Here is a 17,564-nt window from a genome sequence, read left to right as displayed (position 1 = left end):
GCCGTGGCCGATTTCACGGAACATTTCGGACGCATTGCAGGTTAGGCTTCCCTAAGAACTCTGACCGGACAGCGGAGGGCCGAATGGCGACGGAACCGGCGCGCAAGGGACGCAGGCTCAACCGGGCGACGGTGCTGCGCACCGAGCGCCTCACGCCGCACATGATCCGCGTGGTCGTCGGCGGGCCGGACCTCGCCGGCTTCGGCGCGGGCGAGTTCACCGACCACTACGTGAAGCTGCTGTTCCCCCGGCCCGGCGTCGCCTACCCCGAGCCGTTCGACATGGACCGGATCCGCGCCGAGCTGCCGCGCGAGCAGTGGCCGACCACCCGGACCTACACCGTCCGCGCGTGGGACGCCGACGCCGCCGAGCTGACCATCGACTTCGTCCACCACGGCGACAAGGGGCTCGCCGGACCGTGGGCGGCGAGCGTCCGGCCGGGCGAGGAGATCCTGTTCATGGGGCCCGGCGGGGGGTACGCGCCGCGCCCCGACGCGGGCTGGCACCTGCTCGTCGGGGACGAGAGCGCGCTGCCCGCGATCGGCGCGTCCCTGGAGCGGATCCCGGACGGCGCGCCCGTCCGCGTGTTCGTCGAGGTCGCGGGCCCAGAGGAGGAGCAGGAGCTGCCGACGCCGGGCGACGCGGAGATCGTCTGGCTGCACCGGAACGGCGGCGCGGTCGGCGACCTGCTGGTGGACGCCGTCCGGGGGCTGGAGTTCCCGTCCGAGGACGTGCACGCCTTCGTCCACGGCGAGGCGGGCTTCGTCAAGGCGCTGCGGCGGCACCTGCGGGTCGACCGGGGCCTGCCGATGGAGCGGCTGTCGATCTCCGGCTACTGGCGGCGCGGCCGCGACGAGGACGGCTGGCAGTCGAGCAAGCGCGACTGGAACCGCGAGGTCGAGGAGGAAGAGGCCCGCGCCCTCGCGTGAGCCCCGCCCTCAGGGACCGCTCGACGCGGGGTCAGGCGGTGGCCTCGGTGCGGTCGTCCAGGTCGGGGCCGTCGCCGTCGGCGAAGCCGGGCAGCCAGCGCTCGGCCTCGGCCCGGTAGGCGCCCTCGGCCTCCAGCTGGCAGAGGACGCCGCCGCAGCCGGACAGGGCGCGGCTGACCGCGAGGTACTGCGGCGGCAGCCGGAACTGGCGGGCGAGCGAGCCGGGGCGCATGTCCGCGGCGAGCCCGAACCCGCGGGCGGTCTGCTCGCGCATCCACTCCCGCGAGTAGCGGAACCGCTCCACGGCGAACGGGGCGGCGTGCGGGCCGACGAGGTCGGCGACCTCCTCGGGGTCGACCTCGGCGTCGGGCGCGAGGAACCCCTCCGCGCGCAGGCCGTCGACGATCTCGTCCGGGTCGCCGAGGGTGCCGATGCGCAGCAGGCGGCCGATCGACCACTGCAGCTCGGCGGGGACGCGGGCGGCGCCGCCGAAGTCCAGCACGCCGAGGCGCCCGTCGGCGAGGAGCCGGAAGTTGCCCGGGTGCGGGTCGATGTGGATCATCTCGCAGCGGGCCGGGCCGGACAGCAGGAAGCGGAACAGCAGCAGGCCCGCGCGGTCGCGCCGGTCCTGCGGGCCGTCGGCGATGACCTTGGCGAGCGGGGTGCCGTCCAGCCACTCGGTGATCAGGACGTTGCCCGCCTGCGCGACCACGGCGGGGACGACGAAGTCGGGGTCGTCCGCGTAGGCGTCGTGGAAGGCGGTCTGCGCGCGGGCCTCGTCGACGTAGTCGAGCTCCTTCTCCAGGCGCCGCTTCAGGTCGGCGACGACGGGCTTGACCTCGACGCCGGGGAACAGCGGCGTGAACAGGCGGCTGAGCCGGGAGATCTGGTTGAAGTCGCTCATCAGGGCCTGGGCGGCGCCGGGGTACTGGACCTTGACGGCGACCGTCCGGCCGTCGTGCCAGACCGCCTTGTGGACCTGCCCGATGGACGCGGCCGCCGCCGGGCGGTCGTCGAACGCGTCGAAGTAGTCGCGCCAGTCGTCGCCGAGCCACTCGGCCAAGACCTTGTGGGTCGTGGCGGCGGGCATCGGCGGCGCGGACTCCTGGAGCCGGGTCAGGCTGGCCCGGAACGGCCCCGCGACCTCCTCCGGCAGCCCGGCCTCGAAGATCGACAGGAGCTGGCCGACCTTCATCGCGCCGCCCTTCAGCTCGCCGAGCACGGCGAAGAGCTGCTCGGCGGTGCGGCGCTGCACCTCCAGCGCGACGGCCTCGGCGGGACGTCCGATCGTCCGCTTGCCGAGTCCGAGCGCGGTGCGCCCGGCGAAGCCGAGCGGCAGGGTCGCCAGCTTGGCGGTCCGCGTCACCGCGCGGCGGGGGATGTCGTTCACGGCCGGCCGCCCCTCGTTCGACGTTTCGTCCAATACACCCTCTCATGGCGGTGATTTGCCACGAAATGGTCAATACCCGCCTTAGAGGAGAACTGTCCAGGGCCGCCGGGAGATTCCCGGCGAGCCCGGTCCGGCGCGCCCGAGGGGGCGCAGCATCAGCTCGACGACCTCGATCGCCCGCTCGATCTCCGGCCGCCTCCCGCCCAGGTAGTGGGTGTACATGAACGAGTCGGCGACGCGGACGATCGCCTCCGCGAGCGCCCGGGGCGGCAGCGGGGCGCGCAGCTCCCCGCGGTCGATCTCGGCCTGCACCTCGCGGGCGATGAGGTCGGTGGCGCGGTCCTCGGCGGCGCCGGGCATGGTGGCCAGCCGGACGAACAGGCGCGGCTCGCGCGCGGTGAACGCGGCGAGCGGCGCGGCGTCCACGACCGCGCGCATGAACCGGTCGAGCACCGCGACGATCCGCTCGGGGCCGGCGCCGCCGACGTCCCGCACCGCCACGCGGAAGGTGCGCTCGGCCATCTCGGCGAGGACCGCCGCGAGCAGGCGCTCGCGGCTGCCCACCCAGCGGTACAGGGTGGCGCGGCCGACGCCGAGCTCGGCGGCGAGCGCGGACATGTCGATCGGCTCGCCGCGCAGGTAGTGGGCGGAGGCGGCGGCGACCGCGGCGCCGGGTCCCGGCCTGCGGGCGGAGCGCGGAGGCGGAGGCTGGGGCCGCAGGGGCGCGTCCGGGGCGACGGGGCTGCCGCTCATCCGACCAGCATGACACACGGCGCGGCGGGGGTTCCGGCGGTGCGCGCGCGCCTCCGCGCGGCGGGCCGGTGCCCCACCGTCACCTCGGGACTACACGGGGTCATCAGGGGTAGTCAGCAGGTGTGAAGCAGAAACAGCGGGACGCCGGACGCAAGGGCCGGCTGCTGATCATCGGTGGGGCGGAGAACCGGACCTGCGGGTCCGGGCCCCTGGAGACGTTCGCCGAGCTGGCGGGCGGCGAGGACGCGCGGATCGTGGTGGTCACGACGGCCACCGAGGTGCCGGAGGAGGTCGCCGAGGAGTACAGCGCGGTGTTCGGCAGGCTCGGCGTGACCTCGGTGCGGGAGCTGCGGCTGCTCGGCCGGGCCGCGGCCGACGACGCGGCGACGCTGCGGGCCCTGGAGTCGGCGACCGGGGTGCTGTTCAGCGGCGGCGACCAGTCGCGGCTGCGGACCCTCGTCGGGTCCCGGACCAACGAGCTGCTGCAGCGGCGGCTCGACCAGGAGGGCCTCGTCATCGCCGGGACGAGCGCGGGCGCGACCGCGATGGGCCACTGGATGATCCTCGGCGGCCACGGCCACGAGGTCGCCGCGTCCAGCGTGAAGGTGGGGCCGGGGCTCGGGCTGCTCGACAACGTCCTCATCGACATGCACTTCAACGAGCGGGGGCGGCTGCCGCGGCTGATGAGCGGCATCGCGCTCGACACCCGGCTGCTCGGCGTCGGCATCGACGAGGACACCGCGATCGTCGTCGGCGACGGGCGGTTCGACGTCGTCGGCACCGGCGTCGTCACCGTCGTGGACGCGGGCCAGTCCACGATCGCCTACGCCGCCTCCGACGACGAGCCGATGGCGATGCTGGACGTGTCGCTGCACCTGCTCCCCGCCGGCTGCGCGTTCCAGATGAACGACAAGCTCCCCGCGCTCGGCGACATGCGCGGCCCGGAGGAGGTGGAGTAGCCGTGCGGCTCGACCATGTGCGCCGCCTGAGCGGCCCGAACGTCTACCTGGCCCGTCCCGTCGCGATCGCGCGGCTCGACCTGCAGGGCCTGACCGGGCACGAGACCACCGACCACCCCGGCTTCGCCGAGCGGCTGGTGGACGCGCTGCCCGGCCTGGAGACCCACCACTGCTCGGCGGGCCGCCCCGGCGGGCTGCTGGCCGCGATGGCGCGCGGCACCTACTTCGGCCACGTCACCGAGCACGTCACGCTGGAGCTGTCCGGGCTGATCGGCCGCGAGGTGTTCTTCGGCCGGACGGTGCGCGCGGGCGGGCCGTCGGAGTACGACGTCATCCTCGAGTGCCCGCGGGACGAGCCGTCCGGCAGCACGGTCGTCGAGATGCTGATCGCGCTCGCGCTGCGCGCCGTGACCGGGGCGCTCGCCGGGACGGTGCCCGACCTGTCCGCCGACCTCGCCCGGATCCGCGCCGCGCACGAGGGCGAGCGGCTCGGGGTGAGCACGTCCGCGCTGGCGCGGGCGGCGCGCCGCCGGGACGTCCCGGTCCGCCGCGTCGGCGACCTGAACCTGCTGCGCCTCGGGTACGGCCGGCACCGCCGGACGGTGTGGGCGGCGATGACCGACGGCACGTCCGCGATCGGGATGGAGGTCGCGGGCGACAAGCGGCTCGCGCACCGGGTCCTCGCCGACGCCGGCGTGCCCGTCCCGGAGGGGCGGGTCGCGGCGTCCCCGGCGGAGGCGCTGGCCGTCCTGCGCGAGATCGGCGGCCCGGTCGTGGTCAAGCCGCTGTCCGGGCACCAGGGCGAGGGCGTGCACATCGAGCTGACCGAGCCCGCGGAGGTGGTGGCGGCGTTCGCGTCCGCCGCCGGGGACGAGGGCGAGGTGCTCGTCGAGTCCTACATCCCGGGCAAGGACTACCGCGTCCTCGTCGTCGGCGGCCGGGTCGTGGCGGCGGCCGAGCTGACCGCCGCGTGCGTCACCGGCGACGGCTCCAGCACGGTCGCCGCGCTGGTCGCGCGGGTGAACGCCGACCCGGCGCGGGGCGAGGGGCACGACCGCCCGCTGACCCGCCTCGCGCTCGGGCCGACCGAACTCGGGCTGCTGGCCCGGCAGGGCCACGGCCCCGGGTCGGTGCCCGCCGGCGGGGAGCGGGTGTGGCTGCGCCGCAACGCGAACCTGTCCACCGGCGGGACCAGCCGGGACGTGACCGACGAGACGCACCCCGAGGTCGCGGAGATGTGCGTGCGGGCCGCCGCGACCGTCGGGATGGACGTGTGCGGCATCGACCTGCGGCTGCCCGACATCGGCGCGCCGCCGCCCGCCGACCGCGGCGCGGCCGGGATCCTGGAGGTCAACGCCGCGCCGGGGCTGCGCATGCACCTCGCCCCGCACGAGGGCGCGGGACGCGACGTCGCGGGCGACATCATCGACCTCATGTACCCCGCCGGGACGCCGTCGCGGGTCCCGATCGTGTCGGTGACGGGGACGAACGGCAAGACCACGACCGTCCGGATGATCGCGCACATGCTGGAGCTGGACGGCCGCCGGACCGGCATGACCAGCACCGAGGGCGTGTTCGTCGGCGGGCGGCTCGTCCACCTGTCGGACGCGTCCGGGCCCCGGTCGGCGGAGATGGTGCTCGGCGACCGGTCGGTGGACGCGGCCGTGCTGGAGACGGCGCGCGGCGGGATCGTCCGGCGCGGTCTCGGCTACGACCGCGCGGACGTCGCCGTCGTCACCAACGTCACCCGCGACCACCTCGGCATGGACGACACCGAGACCGTGGACGACCTCGCCGAGATCAAGGCGCTCGTCGCCGAGGAGGTCAGGCCGGGCGGGCACCTCGTGCTCAACGCCGCCGACCCGGCGACCGCGCGGCTCGCCGAGCGCCCGGTGGTGCGGGAGCGGGCGCCGGAGCCGCGCTACTTCGCGCCGTCGCCGGACGCGCCCGTCCTGGTCGACCACCTGCGCGACGGCGGCGTGGGCTACTACGCCGAGCACGGCTGGCTGACCGAGGCGCGCGGCGACCGCAAGACCCGGATCCTGCCGGTGGAGGACGTCGCGGGCTCGTTCGGCGGGCACGCGGCCCACGTCGTCGCGGACGCGCTCGCCGCCGTCGCCGCCGCCCGCGCGCTGGACGTCCCCGTCGACGTCGTCGCGCGGGCGCTGCGCACGTTCGACCCGCACACCCGCAACCCGGGGCGGGGCTGCGTGTACCGGGTCGGGGAGAACCCCGTCCTGGTCGACTACGCGCACAACCCGGCGGCGGTCGCCGCCGTCGGGGCGCTCGTCGCGCGGCGGTGGCGGGGCGACGCGGTCGCGGCGGTCACGCTGCCGGGCGACCGGTCCGACGAGCTGGTCGGCGAGACCGCGCGGGCCCTCGCCGCGACGTTCGGCCGCGTCGTCGTCTACGAGGACGAGGACCTGCGCGGCCGCCGCTCCGGGGAGATGACGCGGCTGATCGTCCAGGGGCTGCGGGAGGTCAGGCCGGACGTGCGGGCCCATCCGGCGGGCGATCTGAAGGGCGCGGTCACGTCGGCGCTGGACATCGCCGCGCCCGGCGAGCCGGTCCTGCTGCTGTACGAGAAGCTTCAGCCCGTCCTGGAGCTGCTGGAGACGCTGGGCGCCGAGCCGCTGGCGTCGGAGTCCCCCGGCCCGCCGGACGAGGCGGCCGCGGAGGCGCCGCCGTCGGGGGCGGGCGGGCGGAGCAGCAGCACGGTGGCCGACAGCAGCGCCAGCACGACGATCCCGTCCAGCCAGTAGTGGTTGGCGGTGGCGACGACGACCGCGACGGTCACGACCGGGTGCGCGAGCCACAGCCACCGCCACCGCGTCCGGGACGCGGCGACGAGCCCGACCGCGATGACGGCCGCCCACCCGATGTGCAGGGACGGCATCGCCGCGTACTGGTTGGCGATCGCGTCGCTCTGCGGCGCCCCGTACACCGCGGGCCCGAACCGGGCGGCCGTGTCGACCAGCCCGGTCGAGGGGAGCATGCGCGGCGGCGCCAGCGGGACGAGCAGGTGCAGGGCGAGCGCCGCCGCGGTCAGCCCGACGAGGACCCGGCGGATCCACCGGTAGTGGCCGGGCCGCCGCAGGTACATCCACAGCAGGAACGCCACCGCCGCCGGGAAGTGCACGAAGGCGTAGTAGGAGTTCGCCGCGTGGACGAGGACGTCGCTGTGCATGAGCCCGTCCTGGACGCCGGTCTCGGACGGCAGCCGCAGCGTCCGCTCCAGCCGCCAGACGTCGCGGGCGTTGCCGAACGCCTCCCCGACGCGGTCGGCGGCGAACAGGCGGCCGAGCTTGTACGCGGCGAACAGCGCGACGATCAGCAGCAGCTCGCGGATCGGCCGGGGCCGCCCGGCGTGCGCGCGGAGCGGGATCGCCGACCACCGCACGCGTCGCGGCCACCGCACGCGGCGCGACCAGGGCGGACGCGACGGTCCGCGCGGCGCGGCCGGGGCGGCGGGCTCCCGGCGCGGCCGGTCGAGCAGGCTCAACGCGCGGCCCGGCCGGAGGCCCCCGGCGGCGCTGGGGAGGCGAACGTCATCCGCCCACGGTAGTCCGATCTTGCCGCAATGGCAGAATTTCAGACGCTGCCAGTTCGCGTGACGTCCATCTCATCCCATGATGGGCAGTCCTGCGTAGTTCTCCGCGAGGGACGTCGCGGCCGCCTCCGAGGAGGCCACGTACTCCAGGTGGGAGCGCTGGAGCCGCCGCTCGAACGCGCTCGCGGCCGGGTCGGTGTGCAGCAGCGTCGTCATCCAGTAGGAGAAGTGCTCGGCCCGCCAGACGCGGCGCAGGCACGCGGCGGAGTAGCCGTCGAGCAGCGTCTCCGAGCCGGACGCGTACCGCTCGGCCAGCGCCCGCGCGAGGACGATCACGTCGGACACCGCGAGGTTCAGCCCCTTCGCCCCGGTCGGCGGGACGATGTGCGCCGCGTCTCCAGCGAGGAACAGCCGGTCGTGCCGCATCGGCTCGGCGACGAAGCTGCGCATCGGCGTGATCGACTTGTCGGTGACGGGGCCCTCGCGGAGCGTCCAGCCGTCGTCGGTGGCGAACCGGGTCGCGAGCTCGTCCCAGACGCGGGCGTCGGGCCAGGCGGCGGCGTCCTCGTCCGGGGACACCTGGAGGTAGAGGCGGCTGACCTTGGGCGAGCGGAGGCTGTGCAGCGCGAACCCGCGGTCGTGGTAGGCGTAGATCAGCTCCTCGGTGGACGGCGGGACGTCGGCGAGGATGCCGAGCCAGGCGAACGGGTACTCGCGGGAGAACGTCCGCAGGCCCGGCACGGCCGGGCGGCTGACGCCGTGGAACCCGTCGCAGCCCGCGATGTAGTCGCACTCCAGCGTGTGCGTCCGGCCGCCGCGGCGGAACGTCACGTTCGGCGCGGACGGGTCCAGCCCGACGACCTCGGCCTCGAACCGGACGTCGCCGCCGTCCGCCTCCCGCAGCGCGACGAGGTCCTTGACGATCTCGGTCTGCGCGTAGACGGTCACCGTCCGGCCGGTGAGGTCGGTGATCGGGATGCGGTGGCCCGCGCCGCCGAACCGCAGCTCCAGCCCGTGGTGGACGAGCCCCTCCCGGTCGAGCCGCTCGCCCGCGCCGCACTCGCGCAGCGCGTCGGTCGTGCCCTGCTCCAGCATCCCGGCGCGCTGCCGGTGCTCGACGTAGGCGCGGTCGCGGCTCTCCAGCACGACCGACTCGATCCCCTGCCGGTGCAGGAGCCGGGACAGCAGCAGTCCCGCCGGGCCGCCGCCGATGATCGCGACCTGGGTACGCATCGAACCTCCTCGTGTTTCCGCCCGGCGGCGCCTCGCGCGCGCCGTCCCGGGGTCAGGCGCCGGTCTTCCGCTCCGCGGAGAAGATGTCGGGGTGCCCGTTCCAGTGCTGCGCCACGTCCCTGGACAGGGCGCGCACCGCCGTCGTCAGCGGCGGCAGCAGCCGCCGCAGGTCCGCGCCGCGCGTGCTCGACACGATCGACAGCGCGGCGACGACCTCGCCGCTCCCGTCCCGCACGGGGGCGCCGACCGACGACGCGCCGAGCGTCATCTCGTCGCGGGTCAGCGCGTACCCGGCGCGGCGGACCCGGTCGAGCGTCCGGCGCAGCTCGTCCGGGTCGGTGGTGGTGCGGGCCGAGTGCCGGGGCAGCGCGCCGCGCAGCACGCGCTCGCGGACGTCCGGCGGCGCGTGGGCGAGCAGCACCTTGCCGACGCCGGTGGCGTGCAGCGGCAGCGTCGCGCCGACCTGCGTCAGGACCGGCACCGAGCGGGTGCCGCGCAGCCGCTCCACGATCAGGACGCGGCCGTCGCGCAGGACGCCGAGCTGCACGTTGTCGTGCGTCGCCTCGTACAGGTCCTCCATGTGCGGGAGGGCCAGCTCGCGCAGGCCCGTGACGGCCGGGGCCTGGCTGCCGATCCGCCACAGCCGGGTGCCGATGCGGTACGTGCCGTCCGGGACGCGCTCCAGGAACCCGCCCGCGACCAGCTCGCCGACGAGCCGGTGCCCGGTGGCGAGCGGCAGCCCGGCGCGGCGGCAGATCTCGCTGAGGTTCAGCCGGACGCCGCCCTGCGCGAACGCGTTCAGGATGGCCATGACCTTGGCCGCCACGCTGACCGGCCGCGCGCGCCCCGTCCCGCCGGCCTCGCCGGGATCCGCGCCGTCACCTGCCACGTGGCCCTCCGCCTGGGCTGTGTTCACTCGGCTGTGTTCACTCCTGCTCAGCGAGTACCCGCTGGGCGACGGCGAACGCCGAGTTCGCGGCGGGCACTCCACAATAGATCGCCGTCTGGAGCAGGACCTCCTTGACCTCGTCCGGGGTGAGGCCGTTGCGGAGCGCGGCCCGGACGTGCATCGCCAGCTCCTCCAGGTGGCCGCCCGCGACCATGGCGGTGAGGGTGATGCAGCTCCGGGTCTTGCGGTCGAGGCCGGGGCGGCTCCAGATCTCGCCCCACGCGTACCGGGTGATGAGGTCCTGGAAGTCGGCGGTGAAGGCGTCCTTGCGGGCCTCGGCGCGGTCGACGTGGGCGTCGCCGAGCACCGCGCGGCGCGTCGCCATGCCGCGGGCGTGCCGCTCGCCCTCGGTGAGCCGCTCGGCGTCGGTGCGCTCGGGGTCGGTGAGGCGCTCGCTCATCGTCGGATTCCCTTCCACGTGCGGTCGAGGTGCGCGGCGATCGCGCCGGTGACCGGGCCCGGCCGCTCGGCGTTGGCGAGGTGCGCGGCGCCGTCGAGGACGATGAGCCGGGCGTCCGGGATGCCCGCGACGAGCCGGTCGGCGTGGCCGCGCGGCGGGGTCGGGACGTCGTCCGCCCCGGCGATCACCAGGGTCGGGGCGGTGATCCCGCCGAGCCGGTCCGCGGCGTCGAACCGGGCGAGGGCCTCGCAGCAGGCGGCGTAGCCCTCGCGGTCGGCGGCGCGGAGCATCGCGACGTACGGGTCGGCGCCGGTGAAGCCGGGGGTGAACCAGCGGCCCGGCGCCGTCGCGGCGAGGGCCCCGGTGCCGTCCCGGCGGACGAGCGCGGCCCGCTCCCGCCACGGGCCCGGCTCGCCGAACCGCGGCGAGGTGCAGCACAGGACGAGGCTCGCGACCCGGTCCGGGGCGCGCAGCGCGAGCTCCAGGCCGACCGCCCCGCCGAGCGACACGCCCGCGTAGGCGGCGCGGTCGACGCCGTGGTCGTCCATGACGCGGGCGACGGCGTCGGCGAGGTCGGCGACGGTGAACGGGCCGTCCGGGGGCGGCGAGCCGCCGTGCCCGGGCAGGTCGTAGCGCAGGACGCGCCACCCGGCCGCGAGCGTCGGGAGTTGCGGGAGCCACAGGTCCATGGACGTGCCGAGGGACGGTCCGAGGACGACGGCGGGCGCGTCGGCCGGGCCGTCCGCGCGGGCGTGCGGCGCGATCACGCGCGGCTCCTCCGGTAGGCGTCGAGGGCCCGGTCGACGATCGCGCCGGCGGCCCCGGGCCCGGGGTCGCCGCCGAGCGCGTCCAGCAGGTCGTCGAGGTCGGCGCGCATCAGCCCGGTGGACACCTCCAGGCCGGACACGAGCTCGGCGGCGGTCTCGGCGGCGCCGCCGGTGAGCCGCAGGCACTCGCGCAGCGGCTGCCACTCGGCGTGCCACTCCCCCGCCGGGCGCTCGTGCGGCGCGGCCAGCGCCGCGTACACCACCTGCGCCTGCGCGGGGACCTGCAGCGCCGCCGAGCGGACCAGCGCCGACAGCGCCGGGTTGCGCTTGTGCGGCATCGACGACGAGCCGCCGCGGCCCGGCCCGGCCGCCTCCGCGACCTCGGCGACCTCGCTCTGCGCCAGCAGCCACACGTCGGTGCCGATCTTGCCGAGCGCCCCGGCGGTCAGCGCGAGCGCCCCGGCCAGCTCGGCCACGGGGGTGCGGCGGGTGTGCCACGGCAGGACGGGACGCGCCAGCCCCGTCTCCTCCGCGTACGCGGCCACCAGGTCGAACGCCCGGTCGCCGTAGGCGTCGAGCGTCCCGGCCGGGCCGCCGAGCTGGACCGGCAGGATCACGGCGGCGAGCCGCCCGCGCGCCTCCAGGCAGCCGAGCAGCCAGCCCGCGGCCTTCGCGCCGAACGTCGTCGGCAGCGCCTGGCGGCCGAGGGTGCGGGCGGGCATCGGCGTGTCGCGGTACCGGGCGGCGAGCCCGGCGAGGGCCTCCAGCGCCCGGTCGAGCTCGGCGACGACGACGCGCCGCGTCCGGAACGCGACGAGCATCGCCCCGGTGTCGACGATGTCCTGGCTGGTCGCGCCCTTGTGGACGTGCTCGCCCGCCGTCCCGGCGAGGGCCCGCAGGTCGGCGACCAGCGGCACGACCGGGTTGCCCGACCCGCGCGCCCGGCGCGCGAGGCCGACGAGGTCGAACCGCTCCGGCACGGCGGCGGCTCCGATCGCCTCGGCCGCGTCCGCCGGGACGATCCCGAGCCGCGCCTGCGCGCGGGCGAGGGCCGCCTCGGCGTCCAGCATCGCGGCCAGGTAGGCGTGGTCGCTCGTCGCGGCCTCGGCCGCCGTCCCGGCGCGGACCGGCGACAGCAGCCCCGCGTCCGGCGCGGCCGCGCGGCCGGCGTCGTCGTGGTCAGAAGCCAAGGAAGACCGTCTCCCGCTCCCCTTGCAGGTGGATGTCGAAACGGTACCCGCGCTCGCCCTCGCGCTCGGCGACCAGGGTCGCGCGGCGCTCCGCCGGGACGATCCCGAGCAGCGGGTCGCCCGCGTGCGCGGCGTCGTCCTCGGGGAAGTACAGCCGGGTGAACACCGGCTTCAGCAGGCCCCTGGCGAGGACGAGTACGGCGATGTAGGGGGCGTTGTCGCCGGTCGCGCCCGGCTTGACGGTGCTGAACCAGTAGCCGCCGTCCGGGTCGGTGCCGCAGCGCCCGAAGCCCGCGAAGTCGTTCCCGTCCCGGACGAGCCCGCCCGGCCGCCGGTGCACCTCGCCGGTCTCGTCCGCCTGCCAGATCTCGACCAGCGCGTCGGGGACGGGCTCGCCCGCGCCGTCGAGGACGCGGCCGCGCACCCGGATCGCGTCCGGGCGCCAGGCCGGCACGACCTCGGGCCCGGCGGCGTAGGGCAGCGCGTAGCCGAAGAACGGCCCCACCGTCTGCGACGGCGTGATCGGGGACGCGGCGTTCACGGGGCCTCCACGGGGGTGTCGCCGAGGACGATGTCCCACTGGTAGCCGAGCGCCCACTCCGGGACGGTCGTGTCCATGTCGAAGCGGGAGATCAGCTTCTCGCGGTCCTTCTGCTCGGGGATCGACTGGAAGATCGGGTCGTAGGCGAACAGCGGGTCGCCCGGGAAGTACATCTGGGTGACGAGCCGCTGCGTGAACGCGGTGCCGAACACCGAGAAGTGGATGTGCGCGGGCCGCCAGGCGTTGTGGTGGTTGCCCCACGGGTAGGCGCCCGGCTTGATCGTGACGAACCGGTAGCGCCCGTCGTCGTCGGTGAGGCAGCGCCCGGCGCCGGTGAAGTTCGGGTCGAGCGGCGCGGGGTGGATGTCGCCGAGGTGGGCGTAGCGTCCGGCCGCGTTCGCCTGCCAGATCTCGACCAGCGCGTCGCGCACCGGGCGGCCCGCGGAGTCGAGCAGCCGCCCGGTCACGACGATCCGCTCGCCGAGCGGCTCGCCGCGGTGCTGGACGGTGAGGTCGTGGTCGCGGCGGCCGAGCTCCTGGTGGCCGAACACCGGCGCGGTCAGCTCGACGCTGTCGGGCCCGAGCTTCGGCATGACCGGCTCCCGCGCGGGCGCCCGCAGGACGGTGCTCTTATAAGGCGGGTACAGATACGGCGGGTGCGTCATGCGGTCATCCCCTCTCCCATCGCGGCCGGTCGGACCCGTGCGCCGTCGCCGGTGCGGGCGGCGGGCTCCGCCGCCGGCGCCACGACCTCGTCCATGGGCCTCCCGTTCCCGCTCGGCGCACGTCCGCGGCCCGGTCACGGGCGGCGCGGGACCGTGCCAGCGGTTCCACCCTGGCATCCGGGCACGGCGCCGCCGCCCCCGGGTTTCCGCTGAGTGGAAAGGGCGGGAGAGGACGGGAGAGGGCGGGTCAGAGCCGCTCGGGCAGCCCGAACAGCGGGAACAGGGTCGTGTCGAAGAACGCCGAGACGTGCGAGACGCCGCCGTCGGTCAGGCTGACGACCTGCAGCTGGTACGGGCGGTGCACGCCGTCCTCGCCGCGCCGGTAGAGGCCGAACGCGGGCTGCCCGTTCGCCGCCGCCGGGACCATGCGCAGCTCCCCGGGGTCGGGGGCGCACTGGACGGCGATGAGCCGGACGACGTTCTCCGCGCCGACGAACCAGTCGAGGTGCGGCGGCATCTCCCAGATGACGTCCTTCTTGAACAGCTCGATGAGCCCGGCGATGTCGGCGTCCTCGAACGCCTTGGCGTAGCGCTCGAGGAACTCGCGCTGGCCGGGGTCGGTCGGCTCGACGAGCTCGTCGCGCAGCGGGGCGTTCTCCTCCAGCTGGGCGCGGGCGCGCTGCAGCGCGCTGTTGACCGCGGCGGTGGAGGTGTCGAGCAGCTCGGCGACCTCGGCGGCCTTCCACTTCAGGACGTCCCGCAGGATCAGCACGACCCGCTGCTTGGCGGGCAGGTGCTGGAGCGCCGCGATGAACGCGAGGCGGGTGCTCTCCCGCGCGGCGACGATCGTGGCGGGGTCGGCGGCGTCCGCGCCGAGGACGCTGTCGGGCGCGGGCTCCAGCCACGGCACCTCGGGCGAGGCCACCACGGGGCGCTCCGGCTCGTCGCTCGGCGCGCCGAGCCCGGACGGCATCGGCCGGTTGCCGCGCTGGTCGATCGCGGTCAGGCACACGTTGGTCGCGATGCGGTACAGCCACGTCCGCAGCGAGGACCGCCCCTCGAAGCTGGCGTAGGAGCGCCACGCCCGCAGGTAGGTCTCCTGGACGAGGTCCTCCGCGTCGTGGATGGAGCCGAGCATCCGGTAGCAGTGCGCCAACAGCTCCCGCCGGTACGGATCGGCGAGTTGCTGGAAGTCCCGGTCTGTCTCGATGGTGCTGTTCGCCATGCTGGTCACCTTCGTTCGGCGTCGTCGCTCGGACGGGCGCCGCCGACGGGCCCCGTCGGTCCCGACGGTAGGCCAGCCCACCGACAGAACACGCTCAATTCCCACATCGTACGCGCTGACCTGGGAGATCGTCCGCCGATCGGCGCGGCCTGGCGATGGCCGGAGCGGGTCAGAACTCGAAACCGCCGGGACGGCCGTTGCGGTCGGCGATCAGCCCGGCGAGCGCCGCGATGGCGATCTCGGCCGGGGTCCGCGAGCCGATGTTCAGCCCGATCGGCCGCCGCACGCGGGCGATGTCGGCCGCCGGGACGCCGAGCTCGGTGAGCGCCGGGATGTGCGGGGCCGGGTGGCGCGGGTTGCCCATGACGCCGACCCAGCGGACGGGCTGGGTCAGCACGTCCCGCAGGACGGGCCCGAGCTCCGGCCGGTGGTGGTCGGTGACGACGACGTCCGCGGTCCCGTCGAGCGGCGGGAGGTCGGCGGAGCCGTCCCGGTCCTTGTCGGGGTCGACGAGGAACGTGCGGTAGCCGAGGTCGGCGCCGTAGCGCAGCAGGTGGTCGGCGACGGAGCTCGCGAACACCGCGACCAGCGTCCGGTCGGCGGCGTCCGGGCGGACGTCGCCGTGCGCGACGGCGCAGGACGGGTCGCTCTCATGCGGGTCGCCGCCGCCGGTGCGCGGCGTGCCCGTACCGGGTGTGCCCATACCGGAAGTGTGCCGCCGGGGACGCCGCCCGGTCCAGCGGCCGCGCGGCGGGCGGTCCCGGCCGCCGGTCCTCGCGGCGATCGCCGAACCGGACGGAGACTTCGCGGAAACCGGCCTCGCCGAAACGCGAAACACTTCCCTGAGAGCGGGTATCACTGCACCCTAGACTGCACACAACCGGCGGCCTCGGGAGGGACCGTGATCGCGAGACCGGAGGGCGGCCCCCGTGTCGTGGTGGGGGTGGACGACTCCGCGGGCGCCCGCTGCGCCCTCTCCTGGGCGATCGGCGAGGCCCGGCTGCGGCGGCTGCCGCTGCTGGTCGCGCACGCCGCGCCGCTGCCCCCGCACGTGTCGGCGGCCGGGCAGCTCGGCTGCGGGATCACCGAGGCGCTGCGCGGCTCCGGCGCGGAGCTGATCGCCCGGCTGCTCGCCGAGGTCAGCGACGGCCCGCCGGACGGCGTGGCCATGACCGCGCTGGCGCTGGTCGGCGAGCCGGGCGCGACGCTGGTGCGCCTCGCGGGCGACGACGACATCCTCGTCGTCGGGCACGGGACGCGCGGCGTGCTGTCCCGGCTGCTGCGCCCGTCGGTGCGGCTGCACTGCGCCCGCCGGGCCAGGGCGACGCTCGTGTGCGTCCGCCCGCCCGCGTTCGACCTGCTGCTGGAGTCGCTGACCGCCGGGGACGAGGAGCCCGAGCACGTCCCCGGGTCCCGGTTCCGCCGCCTCGGCCGCCGCCTGCGCCTGCCCCTCTAGCCGGGCGGCCCCGCCGGGGCGTCCCGCATAGGCTTTCGGCATGCGCAAGTACGTGATCATCGGCCCGCTCGGCAGCGGTAAGGGGACGCAGTCGGCGCTGCTCGCGCGGGACCTGGACATCGTGCACATCGGCGTCGGGGACATCTTCCGCTGGCATGTGAAGAGCCACACGAAGCTCGGCGCGCAGGTACGGCGCATCATGGCGCGCGGCGAGCTGGTCGGCGACGACCTGGTGGAGGGCGTCGTCCGCGACCGGCTCGACCAGCACGACTGGAACTACGGGTTCGTGATCGACGGCTTCCCGCGCAGCCGCGGGCAGACGGAGTTCTTCCTGGAGAGCTACGACATCGACGGCGTGATCAACCTGGACCTGCCGGACGCGGAGGTCCGCCGCCGCGTCCTCGCCCGCCGGTTCTGCTCCCGCTGCGGGATGGACTACAACCTGATCGCGGACCGGCCGACCGAGGAGGGGCGCTGCGACGTGTGCGGGGGCGCGCTCGCCGCCCGCGAGGACGACACCGAGGAGGCGCTGGCGGAGCGGCTGCGCGGCTACCGCGAGCGGACCGACCCGATCCTTGAGCTGTTCGGCCGCAAGGAGTACGTCGTCACGGTCGACGCGCGGCCGCCCGCCGAGGACGTGCAGCGCGACATCCGCGCCCGGCTCGGCCTGCCCGCTCCGCGGTGATCCCGCCCGGGTCCTCGCCGGTCGTGGAGCTGTCCGACGACCGCGCCGCCCGGCGCGGCGTGCGGCTCTTCCTGAAGCGGGACGACCTGCTCCACCCCGAGCTGCCCGGCAACAAGTGGCGGAAGCTGAAGCACAACATCGCGCCCGCCCGCGGGGCCGGGACGGTCCTGACGTTCGGCGGCGCCTACTCCAACCACGTCCGGGCGACGGCGGCGGCCGGGCGGATCTTCGGGTTCGCGACGATCGGGGTGATCAGGGGCGAGGAGCGGCTGCCGCTCAACGACACGCTCGCCTTCGCCGAGCGGTGCGGGATGCGCCTGACCTACCTGGACCGGGCGTCCTACCGGCGCAAGCACGAGCCCGGCGTGATCGCCGCGCTGCGCGAGCGGTGGGGCGGCTTCCACCTGCTGCCGGAGGGCGGCAGCAACGCGCTCGCGGTCAGGGGCTGCGAGGAGCTGGGGCGGGAGGTCCCCGGGCACGACGTCGTCTGCGTCCCCTGCGGGACGGGCGGGACGCTCGCGGGCCTCGCCGCCGGGCTGGCGCCGGGCCAACGCGCGCTGGGGTTCGCCGTGCTGAAAGGCGGTTTCCTGGGCGGCGAGGTGGAGCGCCTCCAGCGCGAGGCGTACGGCGGGCGGCGCGGGGACTGGCGCGTCGAGCACGGCTTCCACTTCGGCGGCTACGCCAGGACGACCCCGGAGCTGGACGCGTTCGCCGACGACTTCGCCGCGCGGCACGGCATCGTCCTCGACCGGATCTACACGGCGAAGATGATGGCCGGGATCCTCGCGCTCACCGAGCGCGGCGCGTTCGCGGAGGGCACGCGCGTCCTCGCGGTGATCACCGGCTGACCGCCGGGCGGCCCGCGCGGGCCG

Annotated in this window: 17 protein-coding genes and 1 pseudogene; 6 read left to right on the top strand and 12 right to left on the bottom strand. The window is 75.7% G+C overall.

The window, feature by feature from the left end:
* Nucleotides 1-83: 83 nt before the first annotated feature.
* Nucleotides 84-929, top strand: a complete 846-nt coding sequence (locus ACH01S_RS05700) for a siderophore-interacting protein (RefSeq protein ID WP_067886083.1) — start codon at nucleotides 84-86, stop codon at nucleotides 927-929.
* Nucleotides 930-960: 31 nt separating this feature from the next.
* Here the strand turns inward: ACH01S_RS05700 and ACH01S_RS05695 are convergent, their stop codons facing one another.
* Both ACH01S_RS05695 and ACH01S_RS05690 read right to left on the bottom strand, forming a co-directional pair.
* Complete coding sequence (locus tag ACH01S_RS05695; protein ID WP_067886538.1) at nucleotides 961-2,319, bottom strand: ABC1 kinase family protein; 1,359 nt, start codon at nucleotides 2,317-2,319, stop codon at nucleotides 961-963.
* 81 nt (nucleotides 2,320-2,400) lie between these two features.
* Entirely contained in the window at nucleotides 2,401-3,072 is a 672-nt protein-coding gene (locus ACH01S_RS05690) for a QsdR family transcriptional regulator (protein ID WP_067886081.1), read from the bottom strand.
* A 122-nt stretch (nucleotides 3,073-3,194) separates the two neighbouring features.
* Between ACH01S_RS05690 and ACH01S_RS05685 the strand changes: the two genes are divergently transcribed.
* Entirely contained in the window at nucleotides 3,195-4,031 is an 837-nt protein-coding gene (locus tag ACH01S_RS05685; RefSeq protein WP_067886078.1) for a cyanophycinase, read from the top strand.
* A 2-nt stretch (nucleotides 4,032-4,033) separates the two neighbouring features.
* Nucleotides 4,034-6,595 (top strand): annotated as a pseudogene (gene cphA, locus ACH01S_RS45735) (cyanophycin synthetase); the annotation flags it as partial.
* 26 nt (nucleotides 6,596-6,621) lie between these two features.
* Here the strand turns inward: cphA and ACH01S_RS41890 are convergent.
* The 10 genes from ACH01S_RS41890 to ACH01S_RS05635 form a co-directional block, all read right to left on the bottom strand.
* Nucleotides 6,622-7,533 (bottom strand): phosphatase PAP2 family protein, encoded by a 912-nt coding sequence (locus tag ACH01S_RS41890; protein ID WP_246237118.1) that lies wholly within the window; start codon nucleotides 7,531-7,533, stop codon nucleotides 6,622-6,624.
* Nucleotides 7,534-7,653: 120 nt separating this feature from the next.
* Entirely contained in the window at nucleotides 7,654-8,814 is a 1,161-nt protein-coding gene (locus tag ACH01S_RS05675; RefSeq protein WP_067886074.1) for a 4-hydroxybenzoate 3-monooxygenase, read from the bottom strand.
* A 52-nt stretch (nucleotides 8,815-8,866) separates the two neighbouring features.
* On the bottom strand, nucleotides 8,867-9,703 hold the full coding sequence (locus tag ACH01S_RS05670) for an IclR family transcriptional regulator (RefSeq protein ID WP_246237117.1): 837 nt from the start codon (nucleotides 9,701-9,703) through the stop codon (nucleotides 8,867-8,869).
* A 37-nt stretch (nucleotides 9,704-9,740) separates the two neighbouring features.
* A complete protein-coding gene (gene pcaC, locus ACH01S_RS46615) occupies nucleotides 9,741-10,163 on the bottom strand; it encodes a 4-carboxymuconolactone decarboxylase (RefSeq protein ID WP_067886072.1) in 423 nt (140 codons plus the stop codon).
* Nucleotides 10,160-10,930 (bottom strand): 3-oxoadipate enol-lactonase, encoded by a 771-nt coding sequence (gene pcaD, locus ACH01S_RS46610; RefSeq protein WP_306303233.1) that lies wholly within the window; start codon nucleotides 10,928-10,930, stop codon nucleotides 10,160-10,162. The genes pcaC and pcaD overlap by 4 nt, the downstream gene beginning before the upstream one ends.
* Nucleotides 10,927-12,120, bottom strand: coding sequence for a 3-carboxy-cis,cis-muconate cycloisomerase (gene pcaB, locus ACH01S_RS05655; protein WP_067886070.1), 1,194 nt, complete (start codon nucleotides 12,118-12,120; stop codon nucleotides 10,927-10,929). Before pcaB ends, pcaD begins: the two co-directional genes overlap by 4 nt.
* Complete coding sequence (gene pcaG / locus ACH01S_RS05650) at nucleotides 12,110-12,661, bottom strand: protocatechuate 3,4-dioxygenase subunit alpha (protein WP_067886068.1); 552 nt, start codon at nucleotides 12,659-12,661, stop codon at nucleotides 12,110-12,112. Before pcaG ends, pcaB begins: the two co-directional genes overlap by 11 nt.
* Nucleotides 12,658-13,326 carry a protocatechuate 3,4-dioxygenase subunit beta gene (gene pcaH, locus ACH01S_RS05645; protein ID WP_067886066.1) on the bottom strand — a complete coding sequence of 223 codons (669 nt, stop codon included), beginning with the start codon at nucleotides 13,324-13,326 and terminating at the stop codon, nucleotides 12,658-12,660. Before pcaH ends, pcaG begins: the two co-directional genes overlap by 4 nt.
* A 247-nt stretch (nucleotides 13,327-13,573) precedes the next feature.
* Nucleotides 13,574-14,560, bottom strand: coding sequence for a sigma-70 family RNA polymerase sigma factor (locus ACH01S_RS05640; protein WP_255220078.1), 987 nt, complete (start codon nucleotides 14,558-14,560; stop codon nucleotides 13,574-13,576).
* A gap of 160 nt (nucleotides 14,561-14,720) precedes the next feature.
* Nucleotides 14,721-15,254, bottom strand: coding sequence for an XdhC family protein (locus ACH01S_RS05635; protein ID WP_067886062.1), 534 nt, complete (start codon nucleotides 15,252-15,254; stop codon nucleotides 14,721-14,723).
* A 198-nt stretch (nucleotides 15,255-15,452) separates the two neighbouring features.
* On the opposite strand from ACH01S_RS05635, the gene ACH01S_RS41880 reads away from it, so the two are divergent.
* From ACH01S_RS41880 to ACH01S_RS05620, 3 genes are read left to right on the top strand one after another with little or no spacing between them, the layout of a single operon-like run.
* The gene (locus ACH01S_RS41880) at nucleotides 15,453-16,007 is read left to right on the top strand and encodes a universal stress protein (protein WP_169809213.1); all 555 of its coding nucleotides are present in this window, start codon (nucleotides 15,453-15,455) and stop codon (nucleotides 16,005-16,007) included.
* Between the two features lie 40 nt (nucleotides 16,008-16,047).
* Complete coding sequence (locus ACH01S_RS05625) at nucleotides 16,048-16,692, top strand: adenylate kinase family protein (RefSeq protein WP_067886057.1); 645 nt, start codon at nucleotides 16,048-16,050, stop codon at nucleotides 16,690-16,692.
* A complete protein-coding gene (locus ACH01S_RS05620; RefSeq protein ID WP_067886055.1) occupies nucleotides 16,689-17,540 on the top strand; it encodes a 1-aminocyclopropane-1-carboxylate deaminase/D-cysteine desulfhydrase in 852 nt (283 codons plus the stop codon). The genes ACH01S_RS05625 and ACH01S_RS05620 overlap by 4 nt, the downstream gene beginning before the upstream one ends.
* The last annotated feature ends 24 nt before the right edge of the window (nucleotides 17,541-17,564 follow it).

The sequence above is a fragment of the Actinomadura chibensis NBRC 106107 genome, assembly GCF_001552135.1.
GTDB lineage: Bacteria > Actinomycetota > Actinomycetes > Streptosporangiales > Streptosporangiaceae > Spirillospora > Spirillospora chibensis.
This window is presented reverse-complemented; position numbering and strand designations above follow the sequence as displayed.

Bases quoted from the DNA above. Each gene is read 5' to 3' on its own strand.
- ACH01S_RS05635 (WP_067886062.1), bottom strand. From the start codon at position 15,254: ATGGGCACACCCGGTACGGGCACGCCGCGCACCGGCGGCGGCGACCCG.
- ACH01S_RS05625 (WP_067886057.1), top strand. From the start codon at position 16,048: ATGCGCAAGTACGTGATCATCGGCCCGCTCGGCAGCGGTAAGGGGACG.
- ACH01S_RS05690 (WP_067886081.1), bottom strand. From the start codon at position 3,072: ATGAGCGGCAGCCCCGTCGCCCCGGACGCGCCCCTGCGGCCCCAGCCT.
- ACH01S_RS05700 (WP_067886083.1), top strand. From the start codon at position 84: ATGGCGACGGAACCGGCGCGCAAGGGACGCAGGCTCAACCGGGCGACG.
- pcaC (WP_067886072.1), bottom strand. From the start codon at position 10,163: ATGAGCGAGCGCCTCACCGACCCCGAGCGCACCGACGCCGAGCGGCTC.
- pcaH (WP_067886066.1), bottom strand. From the start codon at position 13,326: ATGACGCACCCGCCGTATCTGTACCCGCCTTATAAGAGCACCGTCCTG.
- ACH01S_RS05675 (WP_067886074.1), bottom strand. From the start codon at position 8,814: ATGCGTACCCAGGTCGCGATCATCGGCGGCGGCCCGGCGGGACTGCTG.